The sequence below is a fragment of the Acinetobacter sp. AR_0276 genome, from assembly GCF_003000705.1.
In the GTDB taxonomy this organism is placed as follows: Bacteria; Pseudomonadota; Gammaproteobacteria; order Pseudomonadales; family Moraxellaceae; genus Acinetobacter; species Acinetobacter nosocomialis.
In genome coordinates, this window is record NZ_PSQO01000001.1 from 88671 (window position 1) to 113210 (window position 24540).

The following is a 24540-nucleotide window of genomic DNA, read 5'->3' on the forward strand; positions in this document are numbered from 1 at the left end:
AAAAAACCAATACAATACCGATATGAGTTATCCAATACATTTTAGAAAGAAAATATTAGCCAAGCTTGAAGAAGGTCAATCTATCCGAGCGGTTGCTCAGCACTTCGAAATTAATAAAAACACAATTGTCGAATGGAAAAAGCGAATCGAAATAAAAAGAACTCGACCAAGAAAACCATCTAAAGTTGATGATGATGCCTTACGTGCAGATGTTGAGCAATATCCTGATGATTATCAATATGAACGCGCTGCTCGTTTTGGTTGTGGTAATTCTACAATTGGAGATGCGCTCAAGCGTCTAAATATCACAGTTAAAAAAAGACCTTACGGCACCCGGAAACAAAAATAGAACTCAGAGAGCAGTATTTAAAAGATTTAAACCGATTAGGGTGTAAACACCCGATCATCTATCTAGATGAAAGTGGATTTAAATCTCATGAACATAGACCTCAGGGTTATTCAAAACAGGGAACTCCTTGTTATGGAACATATAATTGGCAATTAAAAAATCAAACCAATGCAATAGGAGCAATCCATGAGGGTAAGTTATTTGCAGTTGGTTTATTTGATAGCAAAGTAAATTCGGATATATTTCATTTTTGGGTAGATCAGTTTTTATTACCAGAATTACCCTCGAATAGTGTAATTGTCATGGACAATGCAGCCTTCCATAAACGACAAGATATACAAGATCTATTAGCCCAACATGGGCATCAAATACTTTGGTTACCACCGTATAGTCCTGACCTTAATCCTATTGAAAAAATGTGGGCATGGGTGAAAGCAAAAAGGAAAAAGTGGTTGGTTAACTCAATAGATAAGCTTTTTAGTCGTTTTTTTAACGAGTGTATGGGTAATTAAGCGGTTTGACTATAGTTTCAACCAACTTCGCCAATGATAGCCTGACCATTTTTTCCATAGTATCCTGCCTAAACGTTTAACTGTTCGAAGTAATTCATTTCGTTCTAGCGAGCTCATCTTTTTATCTTTCCATGGTTTCGCATTTTTTCTAGGTGGAATCACCGCATGCGCTTGCCGATCTGCAATTGCAATGACCTGACGGCATTGCTTGGTGTCATAAGCTCCATCGGTATAAACAGAGTCAATCCGCTCATCTTGTGGAATCTGATTAAGTAAATCACCAAGCACCTGTGAATCACTGACATTATTGGTTGTAAGCTGAAATGCTCGTATTTGCAGGGTTTTGGCATCTATACCAATATGTAGTTTACGCCATTGGCGACGATATTCAGGTCCATGTTTCTTGCGCTTCCATTCACCCTCACCTAGAAACTCCATGCCTGTAGAGCCCATGAGTAGATGCAGCCCATCTCTACTTTTTTGGTAGCTGATTACAATATCAATATGCTTTTGTCTTCTACAAAGCGTAGTGTAATCTGGAGCTATCTAATTTAATCCGCAAAGTTTAATCAGACTTTGCACAAAGCCAGTAACCATACGTAAAGACAGACGAAATAAGGATTTAATCATTAAGCAGCATTGGATGGCTGCGTCGGAGTAGGTTTGATTTCGCCCTTGTTTGCCTTTTGATGGCGCATACCATTGCTTAGCAGGATCAAACCAAATGGCAATATTTCCGCGACTCATGAGTGCTCGGTTATATGCGGGCCAATTGGTTGTGCGGTAGATTTTAGGTGCGGGCTTATTCATTTGAAAATTATATTGTGGAATAAGCCTTTAGAAATAGGTTTGTGCAACAAAGCCCTTAGTTGAAAAAAATTTTAGATTTCATGCTCACACACCACCTAAAAAAATATCTGATTGATTTTACAGGCTTTTAATTTAAGGTTTTATTCTACCCACTCGCAATATCAATGTTTAGTATCACGACTCACTAACTCATTAACTAAATATGGAGCAGTACGGCTATCTTGATTTTCTGTTATTTGTTTTGGTGTTCCTGCCACAACAATATTCCCACCAGCATTTCCAGCACCTGGTCCCACATCAATCATCCAATCTGCTTGTGCAACGGCACGCATATCATGCTCAATCATAACCACGGTATTACCCGCATCGACTAATCGCTGCAATTGAACTAACAATCGATCTACATCTGATGGATGCAAACCTGTAGTTGGCTCATCAAGTATATACAGTGTATTTCCACGCTGATTGCGTTGCAGCTCGGTCGCCAATTTAATACGTTGCGCTTCTCCACCAGATAGTTCAGTCGCTGGTTGCCCTAAACGTAAATAACCAAGGCCAATTTCCTTTAATAATTGTAGTGAACGAGCAATCGAGACCTCTCCATCAAAAAAATCACGTGCTTCATTGACGGTCATTCCTAATATTTCAGCAATATTACGTCCATTCCAGCGAATTTTCAGAGTGTCATCATTATATCGAGCACCATGACATGTCGTACAAGGGGCATATACACTTGGCATAAACAATAATTCTACACTGACAAAGCCTTCACCTTCACAAGTTTCACATCGCCCTTTAGCCACATTAAACGAAAAACGTCCAGCATCATAATGAGCTTGGCGAGCTTCAGGAGTCCCAGCAAATAACTTTCTAACATGATCAAATAAACCCGTATAAGTTGCCAGATTAGAACGTGGAGTACGGCCAATTGGTTTTTGATCAACCTGTACCAGACGCTGTATAGCCTCCACATCACCAGCCAGAGAACCCTGTGTAACCTCGGTAACCAACATTCCTTCATTTAAAGGATTATTTTCATTATTGTTTTCAGTTTCAGATTCATTGCCTAAATATGAAAGTACTAACTCGGGTAAAGCTTGAGAAACGAGACTAGATTTACCTGAACCTGAAATACCTGTAACTGCTGTAAGTACACCAAGAGGTATACGAGCATCAATATTATGCAGGTTATGTCGGTAAATATTGTTAAGTTCAAGCCAACCAGAGGGTGTACGTCCATAACTTTGAGTAACTGGGATTTTATTAAATAAATAACTTGCAGTACGTGAAGCTGAAATCTCACTTAAACCCTGAGGTACTCCACTATATAAAATATTACCACCTTGCTCTCCTGCATCTGGTCCAACATCCACTAACCATTGAGCACGACGCATGAGCTCTAAATCATGCTCTACAACAAATACGGAGTTTCCAGCGTCTCTTAATTTATCGAGAGAATCATATAATGACTGACTATCTGAAGGATGTAATCCAGCAGACGGTTCATCCAGTACATAAACTACACCAAATAGCATAGAACTTAATTGTGTTGCTAAACGCAAACGTTGTAACTCTCCCGCTGAAAGAGTCGGTGTGGCTCTATCTAATGTTAGATAACTAAGACCTAACTGGCGTAATTGATTTAAACGCCCCACCACACCATTTGCTAAACGCTGCGCAGCAATTTTCTTTTCATCTGAAAGTGCTGACGTACGTCTTACATCTGGAGATACAGAATGCACTGCTCTACCTGTTGTTGCTCGTTCAGATCTATCAAGTTGGGTTACTTTATTATTAGTCTTTTCTCCAGCATCATGAGCGTCGAAATTGCCTAGAACAATGGGCTCAAGCAGGCAAGTTAACTTATCCAAAGAAAGTTGCATAAACTCACCAATATCTACTCCAGCAAAGGTAATAGATAAGGCTTCTGGTTTAAGGCGTTTACCATGACAGGAAGGGCATATTTTTCCTTCCATAAAACGTGAAACACGTTTTTTCATCAACGTACTTTGGGTATTAGCAAAAGTATGAAGGACATAGCGACGAGCACCAGTGAAAGTGCCCATATAGCTGGGTTCTAGTTTACGTTTAAGTGCAGATTGAGTCTCAGCGGGGCTTAAACCAGCATAGACAGGAACTGTTGGGGTTTCTTCAGTAAATAAAATCCAGTCTCTATCCGATTGCGGTAAATCTTTCCATGGTCGATCAACATCATACCCTAGGGTTACTAGGATATCGCGTAAGTTTTGCCCGTGCCAAGCAGGTGGCCATGATGCGATAGCTCTCTCACGAATACTGAGTGTTGGGTCAGGAACCATTGTCGATTCTGTAACTTCATAAATGTGACCTAAACCATGACAGGTAGGACAAGCACCTTGAGGAGTGTTCGGTGAAAAGTCCTCGGCATATAACATTGGCTGATCGGCAGGATATGCACCAGCACGCGAATAAATCATTCGCACGAGACTTGATAAAGTTGTTACACTTCCAACAGAAGAACGGGTATTACTTGCACCACGTTGTTGTTGCAATGCTACTGCTGGTGGTAGACCATCAATAGCATCAACATCTGGTACTCCGGCCTGATCTATTAAGCGTCTTGCATAAGGTGCAACAGATTCGAAATATCTTCTTTGTGCTTCAGCAAAAATAGTTCCAAAAGCAAGTGATGATTTTCCTGAACCCGATACACCTGAGAAAACAACAAGTGCATTTCTTGGGATAGAAACATCTACATCCTTAAGGTTATGCTCACGTGCACCTCGAACTTCAATACAATTATTAGATAAAGTAATGTTATTGTGTTCACCAAAAGAATGTATTTTCATGTTTCTGAGCCTGTAAATTATTTTGTGTTAGTCCCATTTTTTATAAATGATCTTTTAATCGATCATCGAACTGAATCGTAAACCAATTCATTGCTAAACGCCAATTTTGAATTGGCATGGTCCATTTTTTAGCAGCATTTGAAGTTGCTAAATAAATGACCTTTTTCACTGAATCATCAGAAGAGAAGATCTTTCTCTTTTTAGTTGAATGGCGGATCACACTATTCAATGATTCAATTGCATTTGTTGTATAAATCGCATGACTTATTTCAGCAGGATAGCTAAAGATCGTTCGGATATTTTCCCAATTTGCCCGCCAGGATTCTCCAATTTTTGGATACTGATGATTCCATTGATCGCAGAAGATACCTAGGGAATTTAAAGCATTTTCTTCTGTACTTGCCTGATAGATCGCCTTCAATCCTGCTGTTACAGCTTTGTAGTCCTTCCAGCTCACAAATCTCAGGCTATTGCGTACAACATGCACGATACACAGCTGGATGTCAGTATGAGGGTAGACAGAAGCTATCGCATCAGGAAAGCCTTTTAGCCCGTCTACACAGGCAACAAGAATATCTTGCACTCCTCGATTTTTAAGCTCTGTCATGACTGACAGCCAGAATTTGGAACCTTCTGTTTGAGCAAGCCACATGCCAAGAAGTTCTTTTTGGCCATCCAAGTTAATGCCTAATGCTAAATAAACTGATTTATTGATTACTGTTGAATGCTGACGAACCTTAACAACAATGCAATCTAAATAGACAACAGGATAAAGACTATCGAGTGTTCTATTTTGCCATTCTGTCACTTGTTCAATGACAGCATCCGTTACCTTACTAATAAGGGAGGCAGATACATCGGCATCGTACATTTCTTTAAAAAAAGCAACAATTTCTCTATTTGTCATTCCTTTCGCATATAGCGAAAGAATTTGATCATCCATGCTAGTAATGCGCGTTTGATGCTTCTTAATAATCTGTGGTTCAAAAGAGCCGTCACGATCACGAGGGATATCTAAAGCAAGCTGCCCATCTTGTGTTAGAACTGTTTTGGAGCTAAAACCATTACGTGCATTAGATCCTTTCTTAGGTTGATGCTTTTCATAGCCTAAATGTTCAGAAAGCTCAGTATTCAGAGCGGTTTCGATCATGAACTTTTTAAATATGGCTGTCATTTGGTTTAAATCTTCAGGAGTTTTTAAACCTTTAGCTAATTCAGCTGCCATACTTTTGATTGTAGCTTCATCCATGTGAAGTACCTCTTTTTATTATCCTCAGTAGGATAAATGAAAATTAAGTACTTACACAAAATTTAGAACAGTCCCAATTCCTATTTTAATGACAGCTATTTTTTGGGGAGTATGGAAAAGCACTTTCATAAAAAGACCAAATAGTATGATATTCCTTAAGTACAAATTAAAGCGTATAGGAGTTTTAAACTTAACATTGTTTTTTGGGTTACAAGCAGGCATAAATTATACGATGGTGGCTTGGATTCCTAAGTTTTATCTTGATGCTGGATATAGCCAATATGAGGCCAGTTACGCTATTGGAATATTCTTAATATTACAGACATTTACTAGCCTCTTTTTCCCTTTAAGTCTACGAGTACTTAAAATCAAGATTCGAGGTGCATTATTCTTCTTTACCGGTTTGACAATTATCAGTGCTTTATTCTTATTATTCATATCACAGATTCAATGGTGGGCTGTAATTAGCTTAGGCATTGCTACAGGAGGATTATTTCCTATAGCCCTTATTTTACCTATTGAGTTCGCCTCTAGTACTCAATTAGCAACACGGCTAAGTGGAATAACCCAGTCCTTTGGATACTTATTGGCTGGGATCATGCCATGGGTTGGTGGAATTATAATAGATAAATTTGGTTCTATGGTGGGTCTAACTTCTCTAACCATGCTCATGGCTTTAGGTTTAGGAATTACTTCATATCATATGAAATATATGTTCAGTCAATATTCTAATGTATGAATAAAAAACATCTTATATCCGATTTTAAAACTACTAAAACTAATTCCATTTAACATAATGGCTGTTATACGCAATAAAAAAACCTGGGCACCAACCCAGGTCTAAAATTTAAAAAACAGATAAATATCAGTTCAATAAACTCATTTTTCTAATTTCGCATAATGCCCATTATGTTAATTTTAGAAATATTAAATAAATAGTAGACTTCTTTCATAAGTCATTTTTCACTCAGTTCCATATTATAGACTCCCGCAATTAAATTGAATCTTAAGCCCAATCTTTTGCCACGGTTACGATATCGCACAGCAAGGATTTTGAAGGTTTTCAAACGGCCAAATACATGCTCAATCCCTATTCTTCTTTTATTAATTTCCTGATTATAAATTTTGAGTTCAGGATCCAGTTTACAGCGCTTCTTTGCTTTTAATGGCAACAAGCTGTTTGGATACACTGTATAAATTCCTTGATAACCCTTATCAGCAAGGATAAAGGCACCTGTAGGAATCTGATTCAAGTTGCGTTTGAAGAGTTCGAAGTCATGTACGGCACCACGACTCGTGCATAAACTTAGGATTTTTCGAGTTTGATAATGAATGATGGCCTGTACTTTGAAAGTATGTGTCTTCTTTTTGCCACTATAGCTTTTCTTCTGTTTTTTTAGGTCTTTGTATTGGAATTTCTGTGGCATCTACAATCACCACATTCCAGTCAATGCCTTCACCTTCGGGCAAATGCTTCAGTAGATTGAATAGATTGGAATTGATCAGGCAATCCTCTACATGGCGGACAATTCTTGAAGCAGTGGGCTCTGACACGCCATAACTTGTTGCCACATGAAACAATGTTCGGTATTCACGCCAATAACTTAAGCATAGAAGAATCTGATCCTCTATGCTCAATTTAGGTGGTCTGCCTTTGGCGGGTACATGCATTTTCAATTGCTCAACCATTAAATCAAAGGTTGACCATGAGATGCCTGTATATCGTTTAAACTGTGTTTCAGAAAGCTTCTTTGAATCGATGTATTTCATCCGCAGATTATGCATGAATATTGAAAATTTTTCGGTACAAATAATCAGCAAAAGATAGATCGTTTTCTGATTTATGAAAGAGATCTAATTAATTGGAGTTATAGCCAAATCTTCTTGTTAATAACGTATTTTTCCACCAACTCTCTCGACTCAATATAACTTTATCGTCTGTTTTAGCTTTAAAAATATCAAGAATTGAATAATAAAAGTTATTTTCAATATGCTCTAACGGCAATTGCTGTAATTGAACATTTCCCCCATGACGACTTTGTGCATAGTTTTGCCATCTATTAAGAAGCATATTTTCAGCATAAGCTGAACCAACATACTTTTTCCCATTAGAAATATCTGTAATTAAATAAACTGCCTTTTGATTCTGTAATGCAGTCTTCCAAGAGTCTGTTTGAACCGTACCGGGTTTGTCGGAGACTTTTTTATTTAAGTTAAGCCACCTGACCTAACGGGTTAATCTTATCATAGTACATTGCTTCAAACTCAAAAGGCGATACATAACCCAGTGCACTGTGTACACGCTTTTTATTGAACCAATCTACCCAGTTTAGTGTCGCAAGTTGTACATCTGCTAAACCTTGCCAATCTGCTTTTAAATATTCAATCACCTCTGTTTTGTATAAGCCATTCACCGTTTCAGCCAGAGCATTATCGTATGAATCACCCGTTGTACCGACTGATGCTCGTAAATTTGCTGGGCACTGTTGCAAATAACCACGAATGGTAAGCTGAAGACTGTTTTAGCTAAAGGTGCAGCATATGAATCCTTTCCATGGTCGACATTTTCAGGGCGAAATCATTCTTTGGGCTGTGCGCTGGTATTGTAAATATGGCATCAGCTATCGTGAACTTCAGGAAATGCTTGCCGAACGTGGTGTGAATGTTGATCACACGACTATTTACCGCTGGGTTCAGCGCTACGCCCCTGAAATAGAAAAACGCTTACGCTGGTATTGGCGTAATCCTACAGATCTGAGCTCATGGCATATTGATGAAACTTATGTAAAAGTAAATGGACAATGGTCTTATCTGTATCGTGCAGTCGATCAACGTGGCTATACGATTGATTTTTATCTTTCTTCTAGACGTAATACCAAATCAGCATATTGTTTTCTTGAAAAAATCTTAAATAATGTGAAAAAGTGGCAAATTCCACAAGTGATCAATACGGATAAAGCACCCACATATGGAGGTGCTTTATTACGGTTAAAACAGGAAGGAAAATGTCCACCAGACATTGAGCACAGGCAGGTTAAGTACAAAAATAACGTGATCGAATGTGATCATGGTAAGTTAAAGCGGATCATCAGGGCCACGTTAGGATTCAAATCTATGAAAACGGCTTATGCCACAATTAAAGGGATTGAAGTCATGCGTGCACTGCGTAAAGGACAAGCTTCATCATTTTATTATGGTCAGCCTCTGGGTGAAGTGTGTCTAATCAACAGGGTTTTCGGTCTCTAAGCACTTTTTAAAGGGAACTTCATCGACTCAAATTTCTATTTGCAACAGTGCCCATCAGATTAAGTGCATTCTGATAATGAATAAAGCTCCGTGTGGCTTTATTCATCCTAGCCCTTCAATATTGCAAAATGCGATAAATGGTTTATACTTGATTTATAGCAAAATGCGATAAAATGTTATGCATGTGATCACCCACGCTCGAATTATAGAAGCAATGCAAAAGTGGCCACAGGCTGAAACGGCATTAGATGGTTGGTATCGAACCATAAAGGCAAACGATCTGAAAGATTTTGCTGAGATGAAACATCTCTTTCCAGCGGTCGATAAAGTTGGAAAGCTCCATGTATTCGATATTGGCGGGAACAAGATCCGACTTATTGCAGTCGTGATGTATCAAGCAAAACGTGTGTATATCCGTGATGTCTTGTCCCATAAAGAATATGACAAAGGTCATTGGAAGGAAGGTTAGTATGAACGCGATGATTAAACAGGCCGTAGACCACTGGCACTACGTTGCACCATTGCTCAGCAAGCCAGAAAATGAAGACGACTTTCATACACTTGTTGAAGCTTTAGATGAACTTTTAGATACTGTTGGTGATGACGAGTCCCATCCTTTAATGGGGCTTATTCATCAGCTTGGTGATTTGGTTTCTGATTATGAAAATGAGCATCTTCCTATACCTAAAAGGGATGGTCGTGCTGCTTTGGCTTTTCTGATGGAGCAACATGGTTTAGGTCAGTCTGACTTAACAGAGGTTGCAACCCAATCAGTGATTTCTGAGATTTTAAGTGGTAAACGCCAACTGAATATTCGTCATATTAAGGCATTGTCTGAGCGGTTTAATGTATCGGCAGATACGTTTTTCTAAAAGAGAGATGGATCAGGAAATTTGGCTCAATTAGGGGTTCTTTGCCTTTCAAATCTTTGTGCAACAAAGCCCAGAGAATCTATAAGTGATAGTGCGTAAGTCCTAATATATTCTTTTCATTAATAAATCTATACGATTAAGTAGCCTTTAATTCATAGCCAAATATTTTTTTTGATAAATTAGGGTCTGTTGACATTTACTGTTCATAATTAACCCTATAAAGGTAGCCATAAAAATATACAGGTTAAAGTAACAGAACTTTGATAATTTCTTTTGAGCTTGTCATATCAAGTAGCTATTCCTCTAAATTGCTTTAATCTACAAAACATATTTTCAACTAAATGCCTGATTTTATATAAATACCAGTCCATATGGTCATTGTTCGATTGGCTATTCGTTTTCTTTGGTATATTCGCTTTAGTCCCTGTTTTCCTGATCTGTTCACGCAGTGGTTCTGAATCATAGCCTTTATCTGCGCACACCACTTTTGTCTCTTTTAAATCTAATGTTGATATTAAATCAGGTGCAACTGTACAACGTGCAACAATATAGCCTTCACGTTTCAGTTTTTGCCAGACTTTACGTACACCATACTGATCCTAGCCAAAATAATGGACAGCACTTCCCTCTAAAGATAACGTAACTTTAATCTTTGGAGATCGAAATGGCTAAACGCTTCAATCCTGAATTTAAACAGCAAGCAATTGATTATGCACTTTCAAACTCACACGAGCCTATCGCTGCAATCGCCCAGAAATTAGGTGTGGGTTATTCAACCTTAGAAAAATGGATTCGTGAAGCCAATCCAGTGGGTTCAAGCAAACGTCAACTTTCACCAGAACAACAGCGGATCTTGGAATTAGAGAAAGAAGTCAAACAGCTCAGGGAAGCCAATGACATCTTAAAAAAAGCGCATGTGTACTTTCTAACAGATCATGCCAAGAAAAGTACACGGTAATTCAAGATCTGGATGTGGATGAAGTCACCGTGTCTTCTGCCTGTAAATGCCTGGGTGTCAGCACTTCAGGCTATTATACCTGGCGAAAACGTCAGGCCTATACAGCGCAGAAATATAAGGATTTAAAAGCCGTATATTGGCAGCATCATGCACGATTCGGTGCACCGTCATGGTATATGACATGCATGATTTAGGTTACAGCATGAGCGAACGAACCGTTGGAAGAATGCTTAAAAAGCTTGGTTTACGTAGCAGGATTTCGCGTAAATACAAGCATACGACTGATTCAAACCATCGTTTGCCTACAGCACCAAATCTGTTGGATCGCCAATTTTCAGTCACTCAGCCGAATAAGGTGTGGACAACAGATATTACTTATATCCGTACCAAGCAAGGTTGGTTGTATTTATGTGTGATGTTAGATCTATTTAGTCGTCGTATAGTCGGTTGGCAAACTAGCCATCGAATAGATCGTCAATTGGTGTGTGATGCATTTAATTATGCAATGGCTCGTCAGGGTTATCCAATGGTCGTCATGGTCCATTCGGATCAAGGCTCACAGTACTGTAGTCGTGATTTTAGGGCGCTATTATTAACGAATAACTGTATTCAAAGTATGTCACGCAGGGGAAACTGTTGGGATAATGCAGTGACCGAAAGCTTCTTCCATACATTGAAAGGTCATGTGATACATGGCAGTGTGTTCGCTACTCGAAAAGAGGCGAATGCTGTCTTGTTTGACTATATAGAGATTTATTACAATCGGGTCAGAAGGCATTCTGCAAACGATTGGTTAAGCCCAGAAGCCTTTGAACAGAAATATTTCAAGAATTTAGAGGGATCGGTTGTCCACGATACTGTCTAGGATCATACCGACCTGAACTTTCCTTCCAAATTCGTTTAATCTCCTCAGCATGATGCAAGTCATGTAAATCTCGCTTTGCTCGATGTTCTGGATTTTCGCAGAGATCTAGAGTCCGGTAATAGGTTGAAGGTGCGATCGGTAAAATTCTACAAATCCCATCAACACCATATAAGTCTTTATTGTTATGGATGAAATCCACCATTATTTGTGTGGGCGGTCGAGCTCCGCCTGGGCGAAAAAAGCGGCTGCTTTACGTAGAATCTCATTGGCGCGTTGCAGTTCTTTATTTTCGCGTTCGAGTTGTTTGATACGTTCTTGGTCTGAAAGCTGCTGTACTTTAACTGGATTTTGTTTATCTAAATATTTTTGATACCAAACACGTAGTGTTTCAGGAGTACAACCTATCTTGGGAGCAATAGCGGTGATCGCAGCCCAATTCGATGGATAATCTTTTTCAGATTCAATCAATAATTGAACCGCTCTTTCTCTGATTTCAGGGGTATATTTTAATTTTGTCATCGGGACACTACGCTTCGCTACGTCTTACGAAGCAATGCTTCTCATCTCAGAATATTGACTCTCAGACAAACCCGCGGTACGGTTCAACTTTTTAAAAGCGCATCTTGCAAGATGTCTGACTTGAGCCGCTCATCAGCATACATGCGTTTTAAACGGACATTTTCAGCCTCAAGTTCTTTAGGTCGCGTCATCATTGAAAGATCCATACTGCCATGTTTGGACTTCCACTTGTAGAATGTAGCAGAGCTCATACCATGTTCGCGGCAAAAGTTCGGTATGGGGGTTCCTGCTTCAGCTTGCTTCAAAATATTCATGATTAGGCTGTCTGAATACTTAGATGTTTTCATAGAAAATCTCCTTAAATCAAGTTTATTGGATTTTCTACTTTTAAACTCGATTATTTTTGGGGGGGATTACCGGACTACAACACTTTAGCTCAGCGATTTACCAATTTACACTATTGTTTAAAATCCAGTGACGAAACTGTCATGCTAAAGCTTTTAAATTTCCCCTTTTTAAGATGCTTAGGCTATTTGATCCAGAGTTCATCTTTTTGCATCATTTTTAACATTAAATTAAATATAACCAGCGGAGTAACATTTTTTTTGTTAGAGCCGACAACTCTTTGAAAACTAAATTTAACGGTTCGCTCAGGAGCATCCAAATTAACTGGGTAGTTTTGTTTTTCTAAATATAGATGATCTCCTAACATTGGCTCTATACCAGTAATAAAATTAACAATTTGTTGCTCATCACCTTTCATTCGGCATTGAAAATGTAGAAAATTCTTACGCAGTTTTCCAAATAATAATAATATTTTAAGCGCCTTAACCATGTTCTTTTCTTTCAGTGCATCTTGCTGCCTATCATCTTTATAATGAAAATCAAGGAGAGGAATTATTTCATCTGGACGAGTCAGTTTTTTAGCCTTTTCGTAAAGTTCATCAAACCAACTCTCTTCTAAATTCTTACTATAAACATAATTCGTTTTTAAATTAAATTTTTGGCGATCCATCCATTTAGTGCTCATCCATTGACATCGTTGCATCCATTCTTGAGCTTGGGTATCTTCGCTTAAACGACCTTCTCTAAAACTTATCAAACGTTGAAAAGGTGTCAGAGTACTCTTCTCTATACTAAACTTCTTTTCTTGTCGGCCAGCCATCGGAACTGGCTGTGTTTGCTGATAAGAATTAAACCATTTCTGCTGCTGAGTATAACGATTTAGGTTTATGTAGTCTGTACTTGACTTCACTGGACTAAAACACTGTTCTAATACTTTTTTTGAAATGATACACGGCGAATTATAAATTCGATCGACTGCTAATAAATCCAAAACATGAAGGTAATTTGAAGCCGTTTGCTCAATACTGCTATGCCCCATCCAAGAGGCGAGCACCTGCCATTTATGTTGAATAATCTCTTCTTGAGCACGTGCTTTCATACCAAACAATAAATCCCTCATCTTTTTTGCTTTTACCCAAGGACAATCTGTGTAGGTCTTGATCATTTCTTTTGAACCGAGCAAAGTTATTGCTAGATAGTTAGCAGCACTGTGGCGTAATGTATGAAAACTAAAGCCATGATGCATACCTAATATTTGACTAAACAAATCTACTGTAATTTTGCTGATACATTGATCAGTTAATACACGATGATTCACACTAAAAAGTAGATCATCCTGCTGATTAACCAAATATTGCTCATAACGATGTTGTATGTAACGTTGTACTACTAAAAACTCATGTTCTGACAATGCAATTTTCAATGGTATTTGACGATTCGCACTTCGCGTTTTCAGACGGCGATATGAATTGTCTTGGATATGAAGCGTGATATTATTAAAAACTGTATTTTCTTTTTCTTTATAAAGTAGCTCTGGGCAAATAATATCTTGTATTTTAAGACAACGAACTTCATTTAATCGAAGTCCAGTTCTATAACTTAGTAAATACATCAGCTTTAAACAACTCAGATGATCGACCCACTCTGATGCCGTTGGCTCTTGACTTAAATTTTCTAGTTTTTCCAATAATTTGCCAAATAGCAAAGGACTCACTAGCCGTGCATTGCAAATTTGTAAATGCTTAAAACTTGAATTCTGTAACACCAATACCCCTGGAGCATCATAATTCTCTATACAGAATTGATGAAAATCTTTTAGGCGACCAAAACGGTATTCTGCGCTTTGGTGCATCTTACGAGAGGTTTTTCCTTTCACCGAATCTCGTTGAACTGCTTTTTCATCACGTTCACTGCTGTATTTCAATAGCTGCCGATATAAATCCTCATAGTCATCTATGGATTGTTGCTTTAAATCTAATTTATTGAGCCAAATCTCAAATATAAATTCTTTGCCAAACGATCCTAAGTAGCTTTCAATAGTTGATAATTGAAGCCCTCGTTTTTTTAAATGCATTAACCAGTGAATTAAGCGTAGTTGAGCATCAATTAAAGACTTTTCCTCCGTATTAGCATCAACTATCTTCTCCTCTAACACCCTTCTAGTTTCTTGCCAAAAACGTAGCGTGCGTTCTTCTTTATTCCTCTTTTTATCTAAACGCTCAACTTTTTGACCTTTACGTTTCTTTTGACCAAACAACATCAACTCATACGGAATCGTTTGTAATTTGCTTTGAACAGTCGGAACTTCAGGAAGTAACTGCTCTTGTTCAAAATGAATAGGGCGATTATCTGATTCTGTGACTTGATTGTAATCATTATTCCACAGCAATCTAAATTCGGATGGCCTTAAAGCGACAGTATTAATCTCTTGCTGAAGCACATTACTCAAAAATATATCTATGCTGAGGTTTGGATTAAATTCGAGTACCATTTGCACATCATTAAATGCACGAAATCCACGGCGTTTAATTTGATATTGCAGATCCCCAAGACTTTTTTTCCTGCCTATCTTACTCAAGCTTTCTAAAATACAATCTTCAACTGAATGTTGCAGACAAAATTCTTTCTGAGTAGCTTTCAACTTTTTTAAATATTGCAAAATGAACTGCGCATATGGGTTTAAAAAAACATGTTTCCATTGGTACAACTTTCCCTGTTCTACATCGTTGCCATATTGAGAGTTTTCAACACGATAATGTAGTAACAATGGATTAGTGATTTTTTTGTAGTCCGAATGGTATAACCGAAAACAATTCAGATCTGTACCAAGCTCAATGGCCTCCTGCAATTGCTTCTGAATAGCAATCAAATGCTGTTCATCTGCACAGCCTGAAATATATATAAAACTTAAGCATAAATTTCCCCATAAGTACTTTGGTTCATTCCAATATTCAAATGAATCTTGCCAATACTGCCTTAATTCCTTAAGTACATGGATATGTAGATGCCCCTGTTCTAACCGTGACTCTGTACTCTCAATTTTTCTAGGCAGTACGATCCGTTTAGTATGTGGATTTAGCTTAATTCTGTATGATTTTTTATCTACATTCTGGTTGAATTGCTTCCTTCTTTTATTAAATTCATCTTCAGTAAATTGCATCAGTTTTGATTGTTCGTCTCGGCTCAACTTTTGACTCAAACAATCAACACTATCTTTAATGTCATGCCATTTTTCAGCGATCTGCTGATCAAGTTTTTGCTGCATTTCTTTCGTCAATACTTCAGGTGGAGAAGGCTGTCTATCTAGCGACTTTTTCACCATTTTATGAATATCAACAAATAGATCATCTAGTTGTGGTTTTATTAGTTCTTTGATTTTTTGCATACAACTATTTTCGCTCTAAGTGTTTAATCGATAAAGATTTGACATTATCTTGCAATTGCTGGCGGGCTTGCTGTACATAGACATTCGGGATAAGTGAAGAATGCGGATGAAAAGCCTCTCGGTCACGTTGGTCATGACCATACAGGGCCTGAATTAAGTGAAAAGCTAATGCTGGTTTACCCTCTTGCTGCTCATGCATCAAAAAGTTCATGTCAAAATGACGTAACCAATTCGAATACATATTCTTTGGAAAGACTCCTTGCATATATGAATTCACCCATTTTCTCGATAAAGGGATTAACTTAATTTTCCTGCTCTGCCATTCTTTGACAGTTATCGGCAAGATATCTTTACTAAAAATGACCTTACCAAAAAGATCATTTACAGTTATCTTCTTCTTTGCAAAGACTTGTCTAAAAAATGAACCGTACGCTTCAATAATTTGTTCTAAAAAGGCAGTGTAATTTTGCAGTGTTTTTATGAAAAAATCAGATAAAGGGATAAAACGACCATCTTTTCTTGCTTTACTATTTTTTTTATCATTCACATATAAAAGCTTGAGCTCAACACAATAATCATCCAAATTCCCCAACAGGTTTTTTTTAGGCCGACTTGCCAAACTCAACAAACTGATATGCCACATCCAACACGCATATGCATTAAGTTGATTAATAATGTGCTTATCTTCTTGGATGTTTTCGTGACAATGTCTATGTAAAATATGGAATTGCTCTTTCACAAAATTGGGTTCAAGTGCCAGTTGGCTCCCTATCCTTCCTATAGATAATGCAGATTGCACTTTGAATTGTTGTTGCAATATTTTTAGTTCAGCCGTGTCTTCAGTAAAATGTGTGGAATGTGGTGTAAGTGCTTTTTCTAAAAAGGCTAGATATGTGCTACTGAGTTGAGTTTTCGGTAGCCCGCCATAATAGATACCAGGCATGTGATGCTGACTATCCCGCCCAGCAATTACATGAGCAAGATATTCATTATATGTTTCATAATATATATGAAAATATAATTGAGCCTGCAGTTTTTCTACAGTGATCGAACCTACAAACCGATTATCAAGCCAATTCTTAAGTTTCGTATTAATGTGTGTTGATGAAATTAGTGGATTCGATGCTTGTTCTATATAGTCAAACCAAGCAGAAGGTAAATGTAGTTGATGTGTCATCACTTCATTCCACCGCACATGATTTAAGCTCTTAATCTTCTGCTCTGTAATTTTAAGATTTAATTTGAGTAAATATTCGCGACGTCTACTTGAACCATTTTGGATCAAAATTCCATCTTGAATAAGCTCGTTAAAATCCATCAGTGCGACGGGTGATAATCCCGTCAAAAGTGACAATAAACATGCTGCAGCGATTGCAGCATCCCTCCAGTGCCCGGATAACTCGGTTCTCAACACATAAACAATTTGCTTCAGTATATCTGGCGCCAAATAATGTGGATTTGTAACAAAAGGAGCATGACGGCGCTGGCGATGCCGCATTAGATGCGTCGCATTATCGCTGAGTATATAATTTAAATTTTTAGACTTTTCATCTTCTGAATAAAACTCCATTTCAGGATCTAATAGATCAACTTCACCCTCTTCATCTTTGTGAAGAGCGGCATCATAAATACTGATCTTTGCGTTATGTCCAATATCTACTTGCTTACCCGTTTTAATTTCACGAAATTTTTTGAGTTCATTTTTCGTCGGCCATTGCAAAACTTTACTTTTTTTTGACTTACGCTGACGATGAACAACACGACGATCATCAAGTCTTTTAAAAATTATTAATAGAGCCGATAAATACTCTATGGCTTGTACTTGTTTGAAATCTTTAATATTAAAAAGTTGATTACGATCCTCCTTTTTCAAGTTACGTTCGTACATGACATAGCGATTTAGTAGCTCACTGCATTCTTGAAATAATTCAGCATGATTAGAATCCAGAACATATCGTGATACATAGCGAAAGAGATCACAAACATGTTTTTGCTTATTCTCAGCTTTATCAATTTTTGCAAATTCTTGATACTGCCGATATGTTAAAAAACTCGCTTGCAAAATCAAATAACGTACAGACGACAACTCTTGAGTATTACTAATATTCGGACATGAAAAATAACTCAAAGCAGCCAAAAAAGAATACTTACCGATCTGTCTGGAGCCTGATATATAGCTATAAATTTGTTGTGCTAATTTGTATAGCGCGTAGACTTCTTTATACAAATCATCTGATAGATCAATAAATTGTGTATTCACAACAAGATCACGTAACAGACAATAATCTTTTTGGAATTTTTCTGCTAAATCTAAAAAGTGCTCTTCTGCGTCAATCTTCGGCATATTCATTTTCGCTTAATTTTTTATCACATTGCATTGTCTAAATTCATTACGATCTGAACAATTTTGTAAAAGTTGATCTTTTATTGAATTCTTTGTTAGCTTAAAAAATCGAGCAAAAAATTTAGCATCCAGCTCTTTCTGAGCTTTCCTTTCAAAGCACAAGTGTTGCTGTGATTTTTCGATAAAATCATCAAGATTATGTATCAACTGTAAGATTGCAACATAATTAGAATGCACACGTAAGCCAGGCTCCGTTTGCATCAATAGCAAGATTTTTTGCCAAATTTTGACGTAGATTGCTTTGAACTTTGCTTGTACTACGGCTTTCTGACTCTGTTTAATCTTTTTGATTTTCAGTAATTCTGAGTTGATTTTTACTATCTCAAGTTGAACATTTTTTCGACCAAAGCAAAAGGGCATTATAAATTGCCCCATAAAAATCTCTATATTTTTTACTAAATAGTCAAATTTTAACATTTTTATCGATATAAAAAATGAGCATATCTTTGTATATGAAAATTCATTTAATTAATCAATCAAATCTTCTTAAAATTACAATTATCAACAAATACATAGGTTTTTCTTATTAAAGTTGATCTAAATTTCAAATATTCTTCCACTTTTTTTTAGTTTTCTGTTATTACCTTCATTCTTCACCCACAGCAGCAAGTAACCTGAACCGCAGGTCGGGTCATACACGAGAAGTAAGCGCTCTTTACCTTGGGTGACCATCTTGGACGATAAGGTTGACACTTTTTGCGGGGTATAGAACTCGCCGGGTTTCTTTCCAGCACCGGAAGCAGACTCGCCAATCCGGTATTCGTGGACATACCCCACTACATCAGCTTCGGAATTGAAAATATCAAAATCAATATCATCTCAATGACTGAGAACTTTTACCACCAGTTAATTACGGTTACTGGTATTATTGCCGAGTTTAGTAAAGTTCAGATCCTGGGTCTTCAAATAGGTGGGAAAGTCATCGGCAGAATCAGTGCCCAGATTACTTTGTTTAATTGACTTAAGGGTGCAGTAAATCATCCAGAATGAATGCCCTACAGCCACGATGCACAAGGCTATAAAATAGTTGTTTTAGGGTTAAGGCATAGCACGCTTCTTCAAATAGTGTTCTTTTTAATTTCTTCGATTATGTCACATGCTCAAGATTGTTTTCATCCAGCTCAAGGATATAACATCTTCACCGGCTAACAGCTCATCGGCAAAGTTCACCGCTTTCTGACAGGTATTTAAAGAAAATAACAACCAAGATGTCATCTCGAAATTCGTTTACCACCATGCTGCTACGCAACATATTGGCAATATTCCAAAGTTGTTTTTGTAGCTGTTGCAGTGACACCAGGGTCATGCAGAATCCATCAGTCTATTTTTTTATAATCATAAGTATAGTTTAGTTTGATGATCAAAAACTTCCAGAGTGATGGGACTTTATTTGTCACTGCGATTGTACTTTTTCAAATATTGCATTAAATCCGGTCCCGGATAAGAAATGTAGCAAGTTGCTACATGCTTTAAATCAGCGCTGATGAAAAAATCCATTTTAAAGCATAGTCATACATAAAAGCTGTAGTAAGTTGCTACACTTTTTAAATAATTTCTTTACCAAAAATCTCATTCAAACGCGCGCGATTTTGCTGAACGAAATCAGGATCATTTTTCAGTTTATATTTCATCTCTTTCTTGAAGTCACTCATGGAAGCACCCGCCACAGCAAAATCCATTTGGAACATAATATCGTTTACAATCACGTTGGCCTGAGAATCGGTTAAGCAGCCTTCGGGCTTAAACCATTTGCTGAACTGTTTATAATTCGGATCATTGGCATAGATATACCAAGAACGGACTGTCAGATCGAACTTTGCCCCAAGCTCTTTCACAATAGCATTATCATCAAAATCGACATCCAGGTAGATCTGGGTCTTTTCGTTGCTGTGTGGGATCACCGCCTCAGTATGTCCATTCACAATTTTAAAGCGCACACCCACCACAGGACGGCCTTTCTTGATGGTGTCATATTCGAGTTTAAGGCTGGTTCTTTGATTAATTTCTTCAATAATCTTATCCAGCACATAACGCCTGAAGTCTACCCAGCGATCATATTTTTTTTCGCCAATGTCGGTAAGTGCCTTAATATTTTCTAGTGATAGTTCAACTTCATAGCAGTCTTGATTGGCATATTTGAATTCGTTTTTAATAAAGTAGGAATACAAGCTCATACTGGTTACCGAGTCTAAAGCAAATAAATCCTTTAATTGGTAAGTAGTAAAATTGCCGCTTGCCAGACGAGTAAAATAAGGCAGCACTTCACTGGTAAAACGAATCTGCAAGGCATTTTTAGCATCATCTTCCCAACGCAGTTCTCGAATAATCGGGACTACTGAATGGACTTTTTTAACCTTGCGCTTGCTTTCATCTACGGGTTCTTCAATGACAAAATGGGCCACCCGAGAGGATAGTTCTTTATAGATCCGGTCAATCGCGACATTAATGGAATTCTTTTTATCCAGACCCAGCAATTCGCCTAGATCATCTTTATGCAAATAAATATAGGTTTGCTCGGTAATTTCACGATCTTGATTATTTTTTTCACCATAGTTGGCCACTGCCATCGCATAAAGTAATGCTTTGTACTCATTGGATGACAGTTCGATCGGTCGGATCAGGCGATTGCTGGTACTGACCACGCCATTATGTCGAATATTGCCAATACAATACGGTAAGTATTCTATTTCTTCTTGTTCATTCAGCTTGTTCATAGGTGGAAAAAAAAGTTATTTTCTACATGTTATACACAAAAGTGCAATCTCATGCAAATTATCCACCATTTTAACTCAGGCAAACCGATCCTTGGCCAAGAAACTCTTACATCCCAAGCTAAGAGTGGAAAGCTTGTCACTCTGTTTTGCCATTTAAAACACTTTTTAAACATGAAGTGGAAAGCCATATTAAAAATTCACTTTTTAATGACAAAGCTTCCACTTTTAATATTTTTCAGAGATTCTTAAGTCAGCTAAAAAGGGAAAAAAACCATTAAGCCCTGTAATAAAGTGGAAAGAATAATAAAAAATACACCTTAATAGTGACAAAGCTTCCACTTTTAGCCAGTCCAGAAGTGAAAATGTACAGTCACCTTGATGAAATTAGCAACAAACAGTTTATCCACAGGATAAAAATATCAAAATGACAAGCTTTCCACCTTTAAGGTTAAATAATTCAACTTATCAACAGATTAAAATATTGAATTTAAATAATTTTGTAAGATAAATTTAAGTTTTTTTTTAAACCCGTGACAAACCTTCCACCATAGTGACAAACCTTCCACCTTTCAGTGACAGACCTTCCACCTTTCAGTGACAAGTCTTCCACCTTTCAGTGACAAACCTTCCACTTTTCGGTGACAAACCTTCCACTTTTCGGTGACAAACCTTCCACTTTTAAATCGATAAGATATTGATTTTAAAAAATAAAAAAGTGCTTTAATTATAATTAACTAATTATATTAATTAATACTAATTATAATTAGCTAGCTATATTTTATAAAAAAACCAATGTGTTTGTTTTTTATCCAGATTCAGATTATAACTTCAAACTAAGCTCAACAAGGTGTAGCAACTTGCTACAAAGTTCTTTATATTACAATAACTCAAGTGAGGATAATTATGACAACTCGGTCAACTAAAATCATTGCGGTGGCAAATCATAAAGGTGGTTGTGGAAAAACAACCACAGTCGTTCATCTGGCATCCGAACTAGCCGACTTGGGTAATAAAGTATTGGTGATAGATTTAGATCCTCAGGCCAATGCAAGCTTACATATTGGATCAAGACATCCAAGTGAAGTGGAAACCACCTCTGCTGAGTTACTGTTGGGTGATTTAAGCCTATTATCAGATTCTCTGGAAGAAGAAACCAATTTCAAAAACGTTTCTTTAATTTATGGTTCACTCAATTTAGGTAAAGCTGAAGATCAACTCAAAGATGATGCCCCAAGACCATCTGAAGAACTCTCCAATAAGTTAGAATTATTAAAAGGATTATATGACTTCATTCTGATTGACTGTCCTCCAAGCCTAAAACTGCTCACCAGTAATGCATTGGCAGCCTCTACCCATGTGATGGTACCAATTGAGTCAGGTTCACAATATGGCTTGTATGGAGTAACTGACTTGATTAACCATTTAAGTAAAATCAGACGGGTCAATCCTGAGTTAAAACTTTTAGGCGCATTGTTGATTAAACATGATGAACGTCAAAACGTCTGTAAATTGATTAGAGATGAAGCTTTAAGCCAAGTCGGTGAACTGTTAAAAACCACCATTCCTATGAGTACTAAAGTGAATCAGGCCGCAATTTTACAACAGCCTTTATTCAGTGTAGATAAAAACGCTAAAGTTCGTAAAGCTTTCCAAGATTTAGCCAAAGAAATCATCAATCGTGTTGAATAAAAGCCTGCTGAGAATATTATGGTAAGTACAAAAGAATTGCTGGCACAACGTTTACAGCAAAATACTCAAAAGCATCAACAAGCTCAGCAAGAGCATGTTAATGATGTGAAAGAATTGCGTCGTAATGTACAAATTACAGATATCCAGCCAAGTCCAAATCAGCCAAGAAAAATATTTAATCCACAAGATATAGAAGACTTGGCGGCATCGATTGAAGAAATTGGCTTGTTACAACCAATTGCAGTGCGGCGGATCCAGGACAAATATGAATTAATCGCTGGTGAAAGACGCTTGAAAGCGCATCAAATTCTCAATAAAAACACCATTGAAGTAATTGTCATTGATGCATCTGATGAAGAAGTAGCATTGTTAACGCTAGCGGAAAACTTAAAACGGGAAGACTTAACTGATTATGAAATTTATGTGGGTTTAAGTTCACTGGATGAGAAACTAAAAAAGAACAAGCAAAAACTTGCAAAATCCTTAGGCATGAACCGGGAAGATATGTATAAATATTTATCTTTCGAAAAATTACCTCAAGAGCTGATTGAAGATTTAGAGCAACAACCTGCATTGCTGGCGCGAACTGCCGCAACAGCAGTCAAAAAGTTTCTCTCTGATTATGAAGAAAATTACAGCAATGCTAAAAAAGCACTGCTAGAAGCCTGGGCGAAATTACTGAAAAAAGAAGTAGAGCAAACAAAACTGGCAGTCTTGGCAGAAAAAATTCTCAAATCGAAAGAAACCAAACAACCCATTAAAACGTCAATTGTGCATAAAATTGAATATGATGGGAAAGTCGCCGGCAATATCAAGTTTGATCACAATACTTTAAAAGTGTCATTAAAGATAAGTGAATTTGATGATCAAAACTTACAGGAGCTGGAAAACCTGTTGAAAAAAATGCTAAATCAGTAATAGAAAAAAAGTGTAGCAATTTGCTACACCTTTTTCTCATTAAGTCATGAACAATTTCCGCCTCAATCACGACAAGCAGTACTCAAACTAAATAATTATTGACTCAATCCTGATATGGCTTAATTAATGACACGTCTTAATAAAGCAGAAACAACAAAACGTTAAGTAGTAAAAAAGAATCATCAAGATTTAAATTGACTGTTTAAAAGTCAAAGATAAACACTGATTTCACGATGCATAATCTGCTTTAATTTGACTCTGATTCATTCTATAGCTCAACTTTTAGAGCCTGAAATTGCTTAAAAATACTCCTTCGATAGTGTTAAGTGTTTTTTTAGTTTACAGACCTAGGGTGATCACTCAGCTGTTTATGTGGGGTGAAAAGAGAATGAGGAAATTCAGTTTGGATAATCGTTCATTTAGTAAACCTACTATTTGGATCGCAATATCCATCCATTAAAATTTAAAAAAACTCTATAATCAAAAACTTTTAGAACAAAAAATTATTCTATTTCCTCCTGTTGTGGTCTTAAAAAATTCGTCATTTCGCCTCATGCTGAAAACCCTGCAACGAAGTGAGATCACTGAACAGCACATATTGAAAAAATTTATCCGTGATGAATGCCGTCAAGTCCATCAGGCCTCGGTCTGTGAACTTTCTTCGACTCTGTTTGCCAAATATCGTGGCCAATTCTCTTCAGAAAGATCTGGATGCTATTTGCCAATATGCAGACAAACAAAAAGGGGGGATGAGGTTTTAATGCCGTTGACATAATATAAAACAATGATTTAAGTCAAAAGTATAGTAACGTCTGGGCCTACCATATAAAACAACCCCTTACGTGTATTAATCGTAAGGGGTTTTTTAATTAAAACA

16 protein-coding genes, 9 pseudogenes and 1 other annotated feature are annotated in these 24540 nt (G+C 37.2%); of the genes and pseudogenes, 9 read left to right on the top strand and 16 right to left on the bottom strand.

Annotated features, from left to right (window positions below):
- Window positions 1–22 precede the first annotated feature (22 nt).
- Together CSB87_RS00535 and CSB87_RS00540 are read left to right on the top strand one after the other, a co-directional pair.
- A complete protein-coding gene (locus CSB87_RS00535) occupies window positions 23–349 on the top strand; it encodes an IS630 transposase-related protein (RefSeq protein WP_004703692.1) in 327 nt (108 codons plus the stop codon).
- Entirely contained in the window at window positions 346–861 is a 516-nt protein-coding gene (locus CSB87_RS00540) for an IS630 family transposase (protein WP_031953551.1), read from the top strand. The genes CSB87_RS00535 and CSB87_RS00540 overlap by 4 nt, the downstream gene beginning before the upstream one ends.
- 9 nt (window positions 862–870) lie before the next feature.
- On the opposite strand, the pseudogene CSB87_RS00545 reads toward CSB87_RS00540, so the two are convergent.
- From CSB87_RS00545 to CSB87_RS00560, 3 genes and pseudogenes are all read right to left on the bottom strand, one after another.
- Window positions 871–1671 (bottom strand): annotated as a pseudogene (locus CSB87_RS00545) (IS5 family transposase).
- Window positions 1672–1832: 161 nt separating this feature from the next.
- A complete protein-coding gene (locus tag CSB87_RS00555) occupies window positions 1833–4499 on the bottom strand; it encodes an excinuclease ABC subunit UvrA (RefSeq protein WP_025469209.1) in 2667 nt (888 codons plus the stop codon).
- A gap of 40 nt (window positions 4500–4539) precedes the next feature.
- Window positions 4540–5748 carry an IS256 family transposase gene (locus tag CSB87_RS00560; RefSeq protein WP_031953649.1) on the bottom strand — a complete coding sequence of 403 codons (1209 nt, stop codon included), beginning with the start codon at window positions 5746–5748 and terminating at the stop codon, window positions 4540–4542.
- A gap of 88 nt (window positions 5749–5836) precedes the next feature.
- Between CSB87_RS00560 and CSB87_RS00565 the strand changes: the two genes are divergently transcribed.
- Window positions 5837–6487 (top strand): CynX/NimT family MFS transporter, encoded by a 651-nt coding sequence (locus CSB87_RS00565; protein WP_223155745.1) that lies wholly within the window; start codon window positions 5837–5839, stop codon window positions 6485–6487.
- 217 nt (window positions 6488–6704) lie between these two features.
- On the opposite strand, the gene CSB87_RS19940 is transcribed toward CSB87_RS00565, so the two are convergent.
- From CSB87_RS19940 to CSB87_RS00585, 4 genes and pseudogenes are all read right to left on the bottom strand, one after another.
- Window positions 6705–7175 carry an IS5/IS1182 family transposase gene (locus CSB87_RS19940; protein ID WP_005134503.1) on the bottom strand — a complete coding sequence of 157 codons (471 nt, stop codon included), beginning with the start codon at window positions 7173–7175 and terminating at the stop codon, window positions 6705–6707.
- Entirely contained in the window at window positions 7123–7533 is a 411-nt protein-coding gene (locus tag CSB87_RS00575) for a transposase family protein (protein ID WP_000551741.1), read from the bottom strand. Before CSB87_RS00575 ends, CSB87_RS19940 begins: the two co-directional genes overlap by 53 nt.
- Before the next feature lie 73 nt (window positions 7534–7606).
- Window positions 7607–7927, bottom strand: a pseudogene (locus CSB87_RS00580) (GIY-YIG nuclease family protein); the annotation flags it as partial.
- A gap of 34 nt (window positions 7928–7961) precedes the next feature.
- A pseudogene (locus CSB87_RS00585) lies at window positions 7962–8225 on the bottom strand (integrase core domain-containing protein); the annotation flags it as partial.
- A 64-nt stretch (window positions 8226–8289) separates the two neighbouring features.
- Between CSB87_RS00585 and CSB87_RS00590 the strand changes: the two are divergent.
- The 3 genes from CSB87_RS00590 (at window position 8290) to CSB87_RS00600 (ending at window position 9866) form a co-directional block, all read left to right on the top strand.
- Entirely contained in the window at window positions 8290–8994 is a 705-nt protein-coding gene (locus CSB87_RS00590) for an IS6 family transposase (RefSeq protein ID WP_031953658.1), read from the top strand.
- A 178-nt stretch (window positions 8995–9172) separates the two neighbouring features.
- Complete coding sequence (locus CSB87_RS00595) at window positions 9173–9463, top strand: type II toxin-antitoxin system HigB family toxin (protein WP_004704358.1); 291 nt, start codon at window positions 9173–9175, stop codon at window positions 9461–9463.
- A gap of 1 nt (window position 9464) precedes the next feature.
- Window positions 9465–9866, top strand: coding sequence for a helix-turn-helix domain-containing protein (locus CSB87_RS00600; protein WP_004704357.1), 402 nt, complete (start codon window positions 9465–9467; stop codon window positions 9864–9866).
- Between the two features lie 196 nt (window positions 9867–10062).
- Here the strand turns inward: CSB87_RS00600 and CSB87_RS00605 are convergent.
- Together CSB87_RS00605 and CSB87_RS20220 are read right to left on the bottom strand one after the other, a co-directional pair.
- Window positions 10063–10396, bottom strand: a pseudogene (locus CSB87_RS00605) (transposase); the annotation flags it as partial.
- A pseudogene (locus CSB87_RS20220) lies at window positions 10391–10462 on the bottom strand (IS3 family transposase); the annotation flags it as partial. The pseudogenes CSB87_RS00605 and CSB87_RS20220, both read right to left, overlap by 6 nt.
- 68 nt (window positions 10463–10530) lie before the next feature.
- Here CSB87_RS20220 and CSB87_RS00610 point away from each other — a divergent pair.
- Window positions 10531–11689, top strand: a pseudogene (locus CSB87_RS00610) (IS3 family transposase).
- On the opposite strand, the pseudogene CSB87_RS00615 reads toward CSB87_RS00610, so the two are convergent.
- The 7 genes and pseudogenes from CSB87_RS00615 to CSB87_RS00645 form a co-directional block, all read right to left on the bottom strand.
- Window positions 11682–12208 (bottom strand): annotated as a pseudogene (locus CSB87_RS00615) (transposase); the annotation flags it as partial. The pseudogenes CSB87_RS00610 and CSB87_RS00615 sit on opposite strands and share 8 nt — an antisense overlap.
- Window positions 11817–11933, bottom strand: a sequence feature (AL1L pseudoknot). It overlaps the preceding pseudogene by 117 nt.
- An 89-nt stretch (window positions 12209–12297) precedes the next feature.
- A pseudogene (locus CSB87_RS00620) lies at window positions 12298–12555 on the bottom strand (transposase); the annotation flags it as partial.
- A gap of 182 nt (window positions 12556–12737) precedes the next feature.
- Window positions 12738–15938, bottom strand: a complete 3201-nt coding sequence (locus tag CSB87_RS00625; RefSeq protein ID WP_031953662.1) for a site-specific integrase — start codon at window positions 15936–15938, stop codon at window positions 12738–12740.
- Between the two features lie 4 nt (window positions 15939–15942).
- Window positions 15943–18282: a hypothetical protein gene (locus tag CSB87_RS00630; protein ID WP_004704345.1), complete on the bottom strand. Its 2340-nt coding sequence runs from the start codon at window positions 18280–18282 to the stop codon at window positions 15943–15945.
- A gap of 12 nt (window positions 18283–18294) precedes the next feature.
- Complete coding sequence (locus CSB87_RS00635; protein ID WP_171063680.1) at window positions 18295–18759, bottom strand: hypothetical protein; 465 nt, start codon at window positions 18757–18759, stop codon at window positions 18295–18297.
- Between the two features lie 168 nt (window positions 18760–18927).
- Window positions 18928–19648 (bottom strand): annotated as a pseudogene (locus tag CSB87_RS00640) (N-6 DNA methylase); the annotation flags it as partial.
- Between the two features lie 238 nt (window positions 19649–19886).
- Complete coding sequence (locus tag CSB87_RS00645) at window positions 19887–21056, bottom strand: replication initiation protein (RefSeq protein ID WP_031953664.1); 1170 nt, start codon at window positions 21054–21056, stop codon at window positions 19887–19889.
- A 903-nt stretch (window positions 21057–21959) separates the two neighbouring features.
- Between CSB87_RS00645 and CSB87_RS00655 the strand changes: the two genes are divergently transcribed.
- Complete coding sequence (locus tag CSB87_RS00655) at window positions 21960–22745, top strand: ParA family protein (protein WP_005137482.1); 786 nt, start codon at window positions 21960–21962, stop codon at window positions 22743–22745.
- An 18-nt stretch (window positions 22746–22763) separates the two neighbouring features.
- Window positions 22764–23663 (top strand): ParB/RepB/Spo0J family partition protein, encoded by a 900-nt coding sequence (locus tag CSB87_RS00660; protein ID WP_004704331.1) that lies wholly within the window; start codon window positions 22764–22766, stop codon window positions 23661–23663.
- Window positions 23664–24540 lie beyond the last annotated feature (877 nt).

Coding starts and splice junctions, on each gene's coding strand:
- CSB87_RS00535 (WP_004703692.1), top strand. CDS start 23: ATGAGTTATCCAATACATTTTAGAAAGAAAATATTAGCCAAGCTTGAA.
- CSB87_RS00555 (WP_025469209.1), bottom strand. CDS start 4,499: ATGAAAATACATTCTTTTGGTGAACACAATAACATTACTTTATCTAAT.
- CSB87_RS00560 (WP_031953649.1), bottom strand. CDS start 5,748: ATGGATGAAGCTACAATCAAAAGTATGGCAGCTGAATTAGCTAAAGGT.
- CSB87_RS00565 (WP_223155745.1), top strand. CDS start 5,837: ATGACAGCTATTTTTTGGGGAGTATGGAAAAGCACTTTCATAAAAAGA.
- CSB87_RS19940 (WP_005134503.1), bottom strand. CDS start 7,175: ATGCCACAGAAATTCCAATACAAAGACCTAAAAAAACAGAAGAAAAGC.
- CSB87_RS00575 (WP_000551741.1), bottom strand. CDS start 7,533: ATGCATAATCTGCGGATGAAATACATCGATTCAAAGAAGCTTTCTGAA.
- CSB87_RS00590 (WP_031953658.1), top strand. CDS start 8,290: ATGAATCCTTTCCATGGTCGACATTTTCAGGGCGAAATCATTCTTTGG.
- CSB87_RS00595 (WP_004704358.1), top strand. CDS start 9,173: ATGCATGTGATCACCCACGCTCGAATTATAGAAGCAATGCAAAAGTGG.
- CSB87_RS00600 (WP_004704357.1), top strand. CDS start 9,465: ATGAACGCGATGATTAAACAGGCCGTAGACCACTGGCACTACGTTGCA.
- CSB87_RS00625 (WP_031953662.1), bottom strand. CDS start 15,938: ATGCAAAAAATCAAAGAACTAATAAAACCACAACTAGATGATCTATTT.
- CSB87_RS00630 (WP_004704345.1), bottom strand. CDS start 18,282: ATGCCGAAGATTGACGCAGAAGAGCACTTTTTAGATTTAGCAGAAAAA.
- CSB87_RS00635 (WP_171063680.1), bottom strand. CDS start 18,759: ATGTTAAAATTTGACTATTTAGTAAAAAATATAGAGATTTTTATGGGG.
- CSB87_RS00645 (WP_031953664.1), bottom strand. CDS start 21,056: ATGAACAAGCTGAATGAACAAGAAGAAATAGAATACTTACCGTATTGT.
- CSB87_RS00655 (WP_005137482.1), top strand. CDS start 21,960: ATGACAACTCGGTCAACTAAAATCATTGCGGTGGCAAATCATAAAGGT.
- CSB87_RS00660 (WP_004704331.1), top strand. CDS start 22,764: ATGGTAAGTACAAAAGAATTGCTGGCACAACGTTTACAGCAAAATACT.